Below are 12,830 nucleotides of genomic sequence, written 5' to 3'. Positions count from 1 at the left end.
ATACTTTTTTTAAACAAACATTTGTTGCAACAACCCTTTTTTCCAAATCGTGCTTTGGTCTATTTGTTCTTGGCAATGATTGACTTTGACATCAATCGCCGATAGAAAATTTGCGATTTTCGTTTGTTCGGGCAATGAAGGAAATGGGATTGGCATTTTGTAAAAATCACCCGTTGAGAAGCTCATTCTATCATCTCTTGCACCATAATTTGAAATATCTTCCATATGTTTAAACCACATAGATGATGCAAAGAATTTTTCAATAAAATCCAGATTTCCAGTTTTAAATCTAAAGACAGAATATAAAGGTGACATAATTCCTGTCTCTAAATGATTTCTTGATATTGGTCCAACTGGTGCTGTACTAGAAATTCTAGGGTTGTAGATAAAATCATTGTTTTCAATTACATAATAACCAGTCAAATTATTTTTATTGGCGATATCTTTATCAAAAAAGTCTCTCTGATTTACAATTCCTTGCACAGCAGAATTAGTAAAAACTAAACTAATTTTATTGTCTTTATTCTTTACAATTCTTTTTTCAGCAACCTCCCCCAACTTTTTCTCCTCCCAATCCGCATAATCATTGCCTTTATCATCTTTAAACCTAAGTTCTTGCGAAAAAATTTGCTGCATCACGCCTTTTTTGTAATGCTCCAAAAGGGTCTTCTTTTGGTTTAGGGCGGTGAGTTTTTCGTCGACTGCGGTTAGGAAACTCGCAATTTTGGTTTGCTCGGAAAGGGATGGAAGATTTAAATCTAATTCAGAAACTCTTGTTGTTGATAAACTTAAAACTTTTGTACCTTGAGCAATAGTCATTATTTGCTTTCTTAATTTCCAAGATTTTAACAAACAACTAATAAAGCCTAAAGCTGTATAATTTGATGTTGGTCTTGCCAAAAAGGTGTGTAATCCAGCTAATAAATTAACTTCATTTATATCAATCAATTCAATTGATTTTCCAATATCTTCGTAATCTTCAGACGCATCAGCAATAATTAAATCTCCATTTTTACAAAATGAATCTTTTTTTATTCTTGTTAAGTCCACATCCTCATTTACAAAAGGCACATTTTCACTTTGAAGATAAAAATGAGATTTAAACTTTGTATGGATATCGCCGTAATGAATATTATAAACTTTTCCATTTTCATAATTTAATTTATCTCTTGAAAGAGAATTTGTGGTATGGAAAGAATATAATTCTCCAAACTTCTTCTCTCCCCATTCCCCCGTAAACTCAGGAAAACGTACTTCTGGTATCAAATTTTTCATGGTTAGTTTTTGGGTTTGATGATTTTGTTCACTTTTTCTAAATTTTCAATAAAATGTTTTTCAACCTGACTCAAGCCGTCTCTGGTTTGTAATTTGTATTTTTCATATTCACCATTGGCTTTTTCAATAGCTTGTTTATGACTTATTGTACCTGAATGCAGTAGTATTTGATTGCCAGTAAGTTGTATAAACTCATCTAGTTTTTCAATCCAATTGGTCATATACATTGGTTTTTGATTTAGTGCTTGCAGTTCTGCTATATCTAAATAAGCAGTGACAATTCTATTCAAAATATTTAGTTCCTCTTCATTCAGATAGTTTTTAGCAATTTCTGTTTCTTGTTTGTTAGGTTTATTACCTTTAAAGCTAGTTAAACCCAAATTGGTTTTGGAAGCATCAATACGTTTGTAAATTATTTCGGCTGCAGTGTGTCCGTGTGCCGCCCAATGCATTTTATTTTGTATCGTTTGAAAAAACAAAATAGAACTTTCGGCTTTTGGATCATAATCTATGCTGCTTGCATAAATATCCAACACTTTGCGCCAAAACACTTTTTCTGACGAACGGATATCTCTAATTCGAGCTAATAACTCCTCAAAATAGTTGCCACCTCCAGTTTGCTTTAGCATATCATCGTTCATAGTAAAACCCTTTACTATATATTCACGAAGTCTAGCCGTAGCCCATTGACGGAATTTGGTACCCTGTAAACTTTTTACGCGATAGCCTACAGAAATAATAACATCAAGATTGTAAAATTTTACAGGTTTGTCAGAATTTGCAATGTGCAAATTTTGCACATTGCTTTTTTCGTCCAATTCATTTTCCGAAAAAATATTGCTTATGTGCTTTGTAATTACAGTCCTGTCTTTTCCAAAAAGTTCTGCCATTTGTGCTTGTGTAAGCCAAACCGTTTCATTTTCGAGGCGAGTTTGAATTTTAGTCTCACCATCCTCCGTTTGGTATAATAGTATTTGACTTTCCATATTAAAAAGGAGTTACAATATTCAATTCGGCACAAAAATCGGCAATGGTTTTGTCGGTGGTACTTATTTGTTGGTCTAGGGTTTGAATCTCCTTAGCGATGGCGTTGATGTCTATACGGGCTTCGGCCTCGAAGGTGTCTACGTAGCGCGGGATATTTAAATTATAATCATTTTCGGCAATCATTGCCAAATTGGCGATATGCGAATATTTATCCTCGGGCGTGCGGTTTTTATAGGTGGTGATTATTTTAGCAATGTGTTCGTCTAGCAGTACGTTTTGAGTTTTTACCTTTTCGAAATGTTGGCTGGCATCTATAAACAAGACATCATCGGGGTTTTGGCGTGTTTTTTTGAGCACCAAAATACAGGTCGGAATCGAGGTTCCGTAAAAAATATTGGCGGGAAGGCCAATCACGGCATCGAGGTAATTTTTGTCTTCGATTAGGTATTTACGAATGTGACCTTCGGCACCGCCACGAAACAAAACGCCGTGGGGCAAAACGATAGCCATGGTTCCGTTGTCGGCCAATTGATGCACCATGTGTTGTACAAAGGCAAAATCGGCTTTAGAACTTGGCGCTAGTTTTCCGTAGGACGAGAAACGCTCGTCGGTCATAAACAAAGGGCTTGCGCTCCAGTTGGCCGAGAAAGGCGGATTGGCAACAATGGCTTCAAAACGCTGATCGATGTGTTGCGGACGCTCCAAGGTATCTTCATTCTTGATATCGAAGCGTTTGTAGTGTACGTCGTGCATGATCATGTTCATACGACAAAGGTTGTAGGTCGTAGGATTCATTTCTTGACCGTAAAATTCGCTTACGTCTTTGACTTCTTTGGCGACACGCAACAATAGCGAGCCTGAACCACAAGTAGGATCGTACACGCTTTTCAGTTTGTCTTTGCCCACGGTTACCAGTTGCGCCAATACGCTACTAACTTGTTGTGGGGTGTAGAACTCGCCTGCTTTTTTTCCTGCGCCACTGGCAAATTGCCCAATGAGGTATTCGTAGGCATCACCCAGAACATCGGAGTCGGTATTTTCTAGATCGAAATCTATTTCGTCTAAGTGCGTAAGGACTTTTACAATCAATTCGTTTTTGTCGTTTTCAGACTTTCCGAGTTTGTGAGAGGTTAAATCCAAATCAGAAAATAAATTTCCGAAATCTTCTTCGCTCTCGTAGCCCATGGTGCTTTGCTCAATGTGGGTAAGCACTTTGGCAAGGTCACCTAGGATAAAATTGTTTTTTCCGCCTGCGTTACCACGACGTGCCAGTTCAGAAAATAGCTCTGACGGCTCTAGGAAGAAACCAAGTTTATCAATGGCGAGTTGCTTGAGTTCTTGCATCAACAGCGCTTCGTCTGGATGGCCTTCAACTTGTGAAAAGGTCAATCCATCAGGTTGTAAGATGGTATTGGCATACAAATCCATCTTGGTGCTTAGGTATTTATAAAAAATGAATCCTAATATATAATCACGGAAATCGTCAGCGTCCATTTTGCCACGTAGGGTGTTTGCGATGTTCCAGAGTTGTTGTTCTAATTTTTGTTTTTGTTCGGCTGCCATTAATTGTAATTAATCAAATTTGTTTAAGAGTTCTAAGGTAGTATAATTGAAAAGGTAACGCTTGTAAAAAGGCTAAATTTAAAATGCTCTACCACGTCTTATTTTTATTTCTTAGTTGACTTGTAAATAAACGCATTTTTGTAGCGTTAGGCAATACCTAGTTTTGGTGATATTTTTAAAGTTTGTACCAATAACCCATCAGGTTTATTAAAGATATTTTATAAAAAATGTGGAGACTGACTACTTCTTTTCAGATTCTTGGGATTAGTGCGAACGAATCATTAACACACCTCTAAATAAACAGCTTTTAATCAGGTCATTACAAACATTATGAATCCATTAAACATCTTAGATTCAGTTGTCACCTTAAAATGGAATTTACAATATAAGGCCCCCCTGAGTTGATAGGTACAGTTCTAAGAGACTAACCTTCGAGAAATACTACAACAAAGTTAGGTAATGGGCTTCGGTTCGCTAGCAAAAAATTCCCCCATAAATACTCGGGTTCCCCTCCCTTTATTGCGTTGCTTTTTGCACTCGCTCGCCCATGACCTTTCGAGTTCTATTATTAATCTTTAATTTTAGAAATCATGGAAAATCATGCTAAAAATCCAAATTGGGGTACCGTTTCAGAAATCCAATTGCATTACAAATCAAGAGTAAAAGCAGCAGAACGTCCTCTAATCACATCCTCTAAATCTGCTTATCAAATTGCTTTACAGATTTGGAATCCCAATACAATTGAATTCTTTGAGGAATTTAAAATCTTACTACTGAACAACAGCAATAAAGTACTAGGTGCCTATGAAATATCATCAGGTGGTATCACTGGAACTGTAGTAGATATAAGATTGATATTTGCTGCAGCTCTAAAAGCCAATGCTACTGGGATCATTATGATTCACAACCATCCCTCAGGTAAACTAATCGCTTCTGAAGCTGATAAACAAATCACAGCCAAGGTTAAAGCAGCCAGTAAAATTCTTGATATCCAATTATTAGATCATTTAATTATTACTCCAGAGAACTATTATTCATTTACTGATGAAGGGGCTTTATAGCCCCTTTTTTACACTAAAAACAAGATACCTGCTTTCGGTAGATATGGGAATAGAAATAGATCATTTGATTGTATCCTCGACTCTTAATGATTTATGCAATTAGCACCATTTATAATCGGTAATTTGACTAGAATAAAAATGGAATGGCAAATTAACCACGGAATTGTTTTTTGTCCTAATCCAATATACATTCAATAGCAAATTACACTATTATTTTCGCGATAAAAGTTTTTTTTAGTAACTTTTAAAGAATAATTGTTTAAAATAGTGGTTCTGTCGCATCTGCCATATAAATCCAAGAGAAATTAGCGACCCGAAAGTTATGCAATCAATTTGCAAAATGATTTGAACATACGTGTGCCTGGCTTAAGCATCTGATTCTTTCTCAACATGTGTACCCCTTGAATTCCTCCTAAAGTTCTTTTGGCGAACTCAAAACTTTTAAAACCCAAACCGTTTTGTATCCGCCACTTTATAAAAAGATGATCCTGCTCAACAATATTATTGAGATATTTACACTGCCTAATCTTTATATTCGAAAATGATCGTTTGTTGTAAACCCGTATTGCGCTGATGTTAAAGCCGCTCTTGTCTATATTGATTACCGTTGACCGGCAATTTTTATTTATTGCTTTAATTAGGAATGACTGCGCACTCATTCTTTGTCTTCTTTTGGTCAGAAGAAAATTCACCGTATTACCCAACTTATCAACAGCCCGATATAAGTAACACCAGATACCTTTTAACTTTATAGAAGTTTCATCCATTCGCCAGCTGGCGCCTACTCTGTTCTTTCGCTTTTTGATTTGTGATTCAATCAAAGGTGCAAATTTAAACACCCAACGCTGAATCGTAGCATGATCAACTGCTATTTCACGCATTTTCATTATTTCCTCAACATTACTGTAACTCAATGCAAATCTCAATTTGAAATAAACGGCCTGAAGAATAATAGCTTTGGGATAACAATGTCCTTTGGTATTCATTTAATATATTTTGAAGCTTTAAAGATAATAGTTATTAAAAAGACGCGACAGAGCCACAATTAAGCGAATTATTTAAAGACCAGAAACAATACCAACCTATAGTAGATTTTATTCTCAATTTAATCTGCGGGTTAACTTAGTATGTCCATCGAATAGTATTTCGATGGACATACTAAACTAGAACTTTGCAACAGTGTTGCACAAAAATTATTCTATATTTGTGCTCTATTATGAAAGCACTTATTTCCATATCAATGTCTGTTTTATTCCTTTTTCAAGGAATTAGTGCAGATATGGATCTATGTAAGCCAATTCAGGAAATTTCAAACTTTATTACCCATTATCAAGATCATAAGATATATGGTGACTCTTTTTTTGAGTATGTAGTAGAAGATTATATCGATAACGATGGAACGAAGACAGGTCATCATAACAATCCAGATAAAGAGAATATGCCTGTTCACTCTCATCATCAATGTTGTCGTGCTGTATTATTTAGCGCAAACCTCAATACAGATCTAATTGATCAATTAAAGTTTGTAAATGATAAAAAATTTACTCTATATTTTCTCAATTTCAATTCCAGATATCTGGAATCCTCTTTTCAACCACCAAAGGTTTAATTCAGTTTTTTTTTTAATGGATAACTATATCCTAAAGTCATGCTTTTAAAAATAAGCATCGCTTCAATTTTAGTTTGCGCTCTTGCGTAAACTCATCATTTAAACTGAATTAAATCACATTATATGATTAACAAAATCATTTCATTTTCCATTAATAATAAATTTATTATTGGCCTCTTTATAGTGGCACTTATCGGCACAGGTATTTACTCTATGTTCACTATAAACTTGGGTTCTGTGCCCGATATAACAAACAACCAAGTACAAGTAATAACTACTGCCCCTAATTTAGGAACGGAAGATATTGAGCAATTCGTGACCTATCCTGTGGAATTAGCAATGGCAAATTTGCCCGATGTTATTGAGCTGCGTTCCGTTTCACGTTTTGGTCTTTCCGTAGTTACCATTGTTTTTAAAGACGAAGCTGGAACTTATCTACCGAGACAACTGGTGCAAGAAAAACTTGCGGAAGTTAGTGAAGAGATTCCTAATGGATTTGGAAAACCCTTTATGGCACCCATCACTACAGGATTGGGCGAAATTTACCAATACTCATTAAAAGTAAAGAAAGGCTACGAAGGTAAATATGACGCAATGGAGCTTCGTACCATCCAGGATTGGATTGTAAAACGTCAAATGGCATTAGTGCCTGGAGTTGTGGAGGTCAATGCCTTTGGAGGCTATGTGAAGCAATATGAAGTAGCCATAAATCCTAATAAACTCAAAAGTTTTGGTATTACAATGAATCAGGTATTTGAAGCCCTACAAATGAACAATGCCAACACAGGTGGAGCTTATATTGAGAAAAACAGTCAAGCCAATTTTATCCGTGGCGAGGGTTTGGCACGTAGTATCGAAGATTTGGAAAATACAGTGGTTACTACAGAAAATGGTAGTCCTGTATTGATAAGTGATGTGGCCGAAAAAGTAGGTTATGGTAACTCCGTGCGTTATGGTGCTTTTACACAAGATGGTCACGAATCCGTTGGTGGACAAATTTTGATGTTGAAAGGAGAAAGCCCCGGCGACGTGGTTAAAAATGTAGAAATACGTATCAAGGAAATTCAAAAATCTTTACCGGAAGGTGTATATATCGATACTTTTTTAAGTAGAAGCGAGCTTATTAGTAGAACCACAAGTACCGTTGAGAAAAACCTTGTTGAAGGGTCATTGATTGTAATATTTGTTCTAGTACTTCTTTTAGGAAGTTTCCGTGGCGGATTAATAACAGCTTCAGTAATTCCATTATCCCTATTGTTTGCCTTTATCTTAATGAAACAATTTGGAGTTTGGGCAAACTTGATGTCCTTGGGTGCGATTGACTTCGGGATTATTGTGGATGGTGCGGTAATTATTGTGGAAGGAATGGTTTTCCATATTCATCAACGGATGAAAAAAACCACAGCAGTCATTAACCAAAAGGAAATGGACGAAATCGCTTATGATTCTGCAAGTACAATGATGAATTCGGCCTTTTTCGGACAATTAATCATTTTAATAGTTTTTACCCCCATTTTATTCTTAACAGGGGTTGAAGGAAAAATGTTCCGTCCAATGGCGTTTACTTTCGGTTTTGCAGTTTTAGGGGCTATTATCCTTTGTCTTACTTATGTACCAATGATTTCGGCATTATTTTTAAAACCTGCTAAAAACCAAAATAGTTGGTTCGCCAAATTTGAAAACAAAATTGACAGGTTCAGCGATAAAATAATGAGTGGCTTAAATCGTGCGTATGTACCCTTGCTCAATTTTGCGCTTCGTTTTAAGGCAGCTGTCATTATTGGTGCTGTTGCCCTATTATTGATTGCCGGTTTTATTTTTAGCACTTTGGGCGGAGAATTTATTCCAAAATTTGATGAGGGCGATATTGCCTTTCAAGCGTTGATAAAACCGGGAAGCAGCCTTACAGAATCAATCGAGGCTTCAAAAAAACTTCAAAATATCATTAATAAATTTCCAGAGGTTAAAACAGTAGTTTCGAGAATTGGGGTTGCGGAAATCCCCACAGACCCTATGCCAATGGATATTGCCGACAGCTATATCATTTTGGAAAAAGATAAAAGTAAATGGACTTCGGCTGATAGTAAAGCAGAACTCATAGAAAAAATTCAGGGAAAAATTGCTGTTGTTCCTGGGGTCAACTTTGTATTTTCTCAACCTGTAGAACTTCGTTTTAATGAGTTGTTAACGGGCGTTAGGTCAGATGTTGCCATAAAATTATACGGAGAAGACTTGGAGGTTCTAGCAGCTAAGATTCAGGAAATTGCAGCAGTCATCAGAACCGTTCCCGGTGCAACAGACTTAAATGTAGAAGCCACCGGTGGCTTACCACAAATGACCGTAGTATACAACCGTGCAAAGATGGCACAATACGGCGTAACCGTTGACAAACTAAATGATTATGTGAGTGCAGCCTTTGCAGGAGAAAAGGCAAGTGTAATTTTTGAAGGTGAAAAACGCTTTGATGTGGTGATGCGTTTGGCAAAGGAATTTAGAACAGATATTAACAGCCTTAAAAATCTATATATCGATTTACCAAATGGCGCACAAGTGCCTTTAAAGGAAGTAGCTGACATTAGTTACAAACCTGGTCCAATGCAAATTTCAAGGGACAATACCTACCGTCGCATTTCGGTTGGTGTGAATGTACGTGGACGTGATGTCAAGTCGATGGTTGAAGAGATTCAGCAAAAACTGGAAACCGAAGTTAAATTACCCCCTGGTTACTACGTAACTTACGGTGGTTCATTTGAAAATTTACAACGAGCTACAGACCGCCTAATGATTGTGGTACCAATAGCATTGTTCTTAATATTTATATTACTCTACTTCGCACTCAATTCATTTTCACAGTCCATAATGATTTATATGGCAGTACCATTGGCAGCCATAGGTGGAGTATTCGCTTTATGGATACGTGGTATGCCTTTCAGTATTTCTGCGGGCGTCGGGTTTATTGTCCTCTTTGGCGTTGCAGTACTGAATGGATTGGTCCTCATAAATAAATTCAACGAACTAAAGGAAAGTGGAATGACTAATCTAAAAGACAGAATATACGAAGCTACACACGAACGTTTGCGACCAATTTTACTTACGGCAACAGCAGCTATCATGGGCTTTATACCAATGGCGGTTTCGACCTCTGGGGGCGCCGAAGTACAACGGCCTTTGGCAACGGTAGTCATTGGTGGACTGCTTACCGCAACATTTTTAACCTTAGTTATTCTTCCGGTTCTTTATTATTTGCTAGAAGCACGTAAAGAGAAAAAAGGTAATGGTGGAGATGTGAGCTACATCAATAAAAGCACTACAGTAGTTACTATACTTTTTTTGTTAGGAGGTGTGTTCACTTCTGGAAACAGCTTTGCACAGGAAATAAAGCAGGGCAATGCACTTTCAACGACTACTACATTGGAAGAAGCTATTGCAATGGCAAAGCAAAATTATCCCTCTCTTAAAGAAAGTCAAGCGTTCATAGAACGAGAACAGGCTATGAAAGGCACAAGTTTTGACTTGGGTAGTACCTCTCTATATACTGGTATTGAAGAACAAGGCCTGCAACAGGGAACACTGCGTACCTTTGGGATACAACAGGGAAATATTGATTTACTTTCGGGTTTTTCAAAATCGAAGTTTTACAATCAACGTATTGCTTTAGGCGAAAAATTCTATGCCTTAAATGAACAACAACTCGTTCGAAATGTGATGCAAGCTTACGACCAGATAAATTACAACAAAGCTCAACTGCTTTTTGCGGAACAATTGGATAGTGTGTATGCCAATTTTAAGACCGCTGCACAACTACGCTATACTACGGGAGAAACAGGTAAGTTGGAATTCATTTCCGCTTCTACGGAATACCAGCAAATTCAGGTACTTCGACAACAGGCAAACGACGATATTGAAATTGCCAAGCGTGCCCTAAAACAATATTTAGGAACGGACGGCTACATTGAAACTATTTCAGATACTTATAAACCACTATATACTAGTGCATTGATAGATTCAACTTCTTTAGCAGAAAATCCCATATTACAATATTCTCTTCAAAATGTGGAAGTTAGCAAAGCAAATATTAGTGTAGAGAAATCACAGTTTTTACCCAAATTTAGCCTTAGCTATGATAATCTAAAGTACAATGACGTTTCTGGATTTTCTGCTTATCAGGCTGGCATCACGATTCCACTCTGGTTATTTCCACAAAAAGCAAGAGTAAAGGCAGCCAAGGCAGATGCGATGGTTGTAGAAAACCAGTATTTAGAACAAAAGGCAATTACTGCAAGCCGTATTTCGCAGTTACTCAAATCCATTGAAAAGACGCAGAAGATATTACGATATTACGAAGAAGGTGCCTTGCGTTTGGCTGAGGAGCAGATAACCACTGCACAGTTAGCGTCCAAGGAAGGTGAAATAGATTATGTAAACTATATCACAATCCTCAATAGTGCAATTAAGATTAAACAAACACATTTACAATATATCAATCAATACAACCAACAGACCATTGAGGTACAATACCAATTAGGCAATTTATAATATAAAAAAAATAGAAATGAAAAATAAAGCAATAGCAATAATAATATTTTTAGCCTTGACTTTGGTGTTAGCTTCCTGCAATGAAAAGTCTAAGGGAGAATTGGGATATAAGGAAACAAATTCTAAAAACACTGAAAAAGCAGAGGATTCCCACGTTGAAGAAAATAGCGGACACAAAGGTGAAAAAGATGTCGCGGAAATCACGCAGCAACAGGCCGAAATAATTGGCCTCGAGGTGAAAACGCTACAAAAACGGAATTTAGGCAACAGTATAAAAGTGACTGGAACCTTAGAATTATTCCCGCAGGACAAAGCAAACATAAGTCCTTTTGTAGGGGGTAACGTTAGCTCAATTAAGGTGATACCGGGTAACAATGTGAGCAAAGGCCAAGTTTTGGCATATATTGAACATCCCGATATCATTGCTATGCAACAGGAATTTCAAGAAAAGAATAATGAACTTGTCTTTTTGAAACAGGATTTTGAGCGCAAGCAAACCCTATACGATAAAGGGGTTTCTTCAGGAAAAGATTTCCAAATGGCGCAATCAAAATTCCGTTCCACCACGTCTAGTGTCAATGGTTTAATAGCTAAACTGCGTTTATTAGGCATTAATCCCACAAAAGTTGCAGAGGGGAAGATATATTCGGCGGTGGCTATCACAACGCCAATAAGTGGTTATGTGGATGAAGTAATGATTAGCTTGGGAGATTATGTGGGTACACAATCAAAGATGTTCTCGATAAGCGACAATTCTAAGATCTATCTCAACTTTAAAGTATATGAAAAAGACATTAGACAAATTCAGAAAGGACAGAAAATTTATTTTTCCACAGCTTCCCAACCTGATGAATTGTTGAAAGCTACTGTGCGTTCAGTAGGTAAAACATTCGAGACAGACCCAAAAGCGATAGAGGTTCTTGCCGATATAAAGAATAAGGATAAAAATCTTCTTCCCGGAATGTATGTGCAAGGCAGAATCGTACAGGGAGAAAAATCCGCATTTGCAGTTCCCCAAGCAGCCATTATCCAAAACGGTGAACAGTCCTTTATTTTCATTTTGGATGAAGATGAAGAAAAGCAAGAAAAAAAAATGAAATTTAAAATGATACCTGTAACTGTTGGCCTGACCGATTTGGGATTTGTGGAAGTCAATCTTCCTGCGGATGTTAGTCAGGCCGCTAAAGTGGTTACCAAAGGAGCCTATACCCTTTCATCAGAAATGGTAAAAGGCGAATTAGAACACGGTCATTAATGAATAATAGCAATTTTGAAGCCGAGTTTGACAACGTTCTTAATATTAATTAAAAGTTACAAGCCGAGCTCGGTTCAAAACTAAAATAAACAGCACCAATCTAAATTCTTATAATATGAAATGAGCCAAATAAATCTTAACACCAGAAAAGATTATAGAATGGCGAATTACAGCTACAGATAAAAAACAATAAAATTCTAACAGATGAAAGAAATAAAAGCATTCATAAAACCAAACAGAATACAAAAAGTAATCGATGCCCTTATCACTGATGGGTTTAAAAGCATGACCCTATCACGATCTGAAGGTACCGGTGCATTTAAGGCAACAGGAGCGCGACCTTCATTGGACTTTCATGTTACGGACAGTCCCATAATAAAATTGGAACTAGTCTGTCAAAACGAAGAAGCCCAAGGCGCAATTGAGCTAATTTTGGAGAATGGTAAAACCACTGAGCCTGGAGATGGAATCCTATACGTTATCAACATTGAAGATGCCTTCCAAATTAAAACGGGCGAATCCTTGAAACGCAATACTTTTTGAA

9 protein-coding genes are annotated in these 12,830 nt (G+C 36.9%); 5 read left to right on the top strand and 4 right to left on the bottom strand.

Annotation, left to right across the window (positions count from 1 at the left end):
* Nucleotides 1–9: 9 nt before the first annotated feature.
* From ACVEGE_RS15600 to ACVEGE_RS15590, 3 genes are read right to left on the bottom strand one after another with little or no spacing between them, the layout of a single operon-like run.
* Nucleotides 10–1,275 (bottom strand): restriction endonuclease subunit S, encoded by a 1,266-nt coding sequence (locus ACVEGE_RS15600; RefSeq protein ID WP_192501030.1) that lies wholly within the window; start codon nucleotides 1,273–1,275, stop codon nucleotides 10–12.
* A gap of 2 nt (nucleotides 1,276–1,277) precedes the next feature.
* Nucleotides 1,278–2,261 carry a virulence RhuM family protein gene (rhuM, locus tag ACVEGE_RS15595; RefSeq protein ID WP_192501029.1) on the bottom strand — a complete coding sequence of 328 codons (984 nt, stop codon included), beginning with the start codon at nucleotides 2,259–2,261 and terminating at the stop codon, nucleotides 1,278–1,280.
* A 1-nt stretch (nucleotide 2,262) separates the two neighbouring features.
* Entirely contained in the window at nucleotides 2,263–3,825 is a 1,563-nt protein-coding gene (locus tag ACVEGE_RS15590; protein WP_192501028.1) for a type I restriction-modification system subunit M, read from the bottom strand.
* A 590-nt stretch (nucleotides 3,826–4,415) separates the two neighbouring features.
* Here ACVEGE_RS15590 and ACVEGE_RS15585 point away from each other — a divergent pair.
* The gene (locus ACVEGE_RS15585; RefSeq protein ID WP_108741781.1) at nucleotides 4,416–4,886 is read left to right on the top strand and encodes a JAB domain-containing protein; all 471 of its coding nucleotides are present in this window, start codon (nucleotides 4,416–4,418) and stop codon (nucleotides 4,884–4,886) included.
* 320 nt (nucleotides 4,887–5,206) lie between these two features.
* Here ACVEGE_RS15585 and ACVEGE_RS15580 read toward each other — a convergent pair whose 3' ends face one another.
* Nucleotides 5,207–5,872, bottom strand: a complete 666-nt coding sequence (locus ACVEGE_RS15580; protein ID WP_192501027.1) for an IS6 family transposase — start codon at nucleotides 5,870–5,872, stop codon at nucleotides 5,207–5,209.
* Between the two features lie 230 nt (nucleotides 5,873–6,102).
* Between ACVEGE_RS15580 and ACVEGE_RS15575 the strand changes: the two genes are divergently transcribed.
* The 4 genes from ACVEGE_RS15575 to ACVEGE_RS15560 all read left to right on the top strand — a co-directional run bounded on the left by ACVEGE_RS15575 (nucleotide 6,103) and on the right by ACVEGE_RS15560 (nucleotide 12,829).
* Nucleotides 6,103–6,495 carry a hypothetical protein gene (locus ACVEGE_RS15575; protein WP_225738126.1) on the top strand — a complete coding sequence of 131 codons (393 nt, stop codon included), beginning with the start codon at nucleotides 6,103–6,105 and terminating at the stop codon, nucleotides 6,493–6,495.
* A 123-nt stretch (nucleotides 6,496–6,618) separates the two neighbouring features.
* Nucleotides 6,619–11,031: a CusA/CzcA family heavy metal efflux RND transporter gene (locus tag ACVEGE_RS15570; RefSeq protein WP_192501026.1), complete on the top strand. Its 4,413-nt coding sequence runs from the start codon at nucleotides 6,619–6,621 to the stop codon at nucleotides 11,029–11,031.
* A 16-nt stretch (nucleotides 11,032–11,047) separates the two neighbouring features.
* Nucleotides 11,048–12,286, top strand: coding sequence for an efflux RND transporter periplasmic adaptor subunit (locus tag ACVEGE_RS15565; RefSeq protein WP_192501025.1), 1,239 nt, complete (start codon nucleotides 11,048–11,050; stop codon nucleotides 12,284–12,286).
* A 204-nt stretch (nucleotides 12,287–12,490) separates the two neighbouring features.
* A complete protein-coding gene (locus tag ACVEGE_RS15560) occupies nucleotides 12,491–12,829 on the top strand; it encodes a P-II family nitrogen regulator (RefSeq protein ID WP_192501024.1) in 339 nt (112 codons plus the stop codon).
* Nucleotide 12,830: the final 1 nt, after the last annotated feature.

The organism is Flavobacterium sp. PL002 (assembly GCF_054165825.1).
This window is presented reverse-complemented; position numbering and strand designations above follow the sequence as displayed.

Excerpts from the sequence above, each read along its gene's own strand:
- ACVEGE_RS15600 (WP_192501030.1), bottom strand. The coding sequence starts at position 1,275 with ATGAAAAATTTGATACCAGAAGTACGTTTTCCTGAGTTTACGGGGGAA.
- rhuM (WP_192501029.1), bottom strand. The coding sequence starts at position 2,261 with ATGGAAAGTCAAATACTATTATACCAAACGGAGGATGGTGAGACTAAA.
- ACVEGE_RS15590 (WP_192501028.1), bottom strand. The coding sequence starts at position 3,825 with ATGGCAGCCGAACAAAAACAAAAATTAGAACAACAACTCTGGAACATC.
- ACVEGE_RS15585 (WP_108741781.1), top strand. The coding sequence starts at position 4,416 with ATGGAAAATCATGCTAAAAATCCAAATTGGGGTACCGTTTCAGAAATC.
- ACVEGE_RS15580 (WP_192501027.1), bottom strand. The coding sequence starts at position 5,872 with ATGAATACCAAAGGACATTGTTATCCCAAAGCTATTATTCTTCAGGCC.
- ACVEGE_RS15575 (WP_225738126.1), top strand. The coding sequence starts at position 6,103 with ATGAAAGCACTTATTTCCATATCAATGTCTGTTTTATTCCTTTTTCAA.
- ACVEGE_RS15570 (WP_192501026.1), top strand. The coding sequence starts at position 6,619 with ATGATTAACAAAATCATTTCATTTTCCATTAATAATAAATTTATTATT.
- ACVEGE_RS15565 (WP_192501025.1), top strand. The coding sequence starts at position 11,048 with ATGAAAAATAAAGCAATAGCAATAATAATATTTTTAGCCTTGACTTTG.
- ACVEGE_RS15560 (WP_192501024.1), top strand. The coding sequence starts at position 12,491 with ATGAAAGAAATAAAAGCATTCATAAAACCAAACAGAATACAAAAAGTA.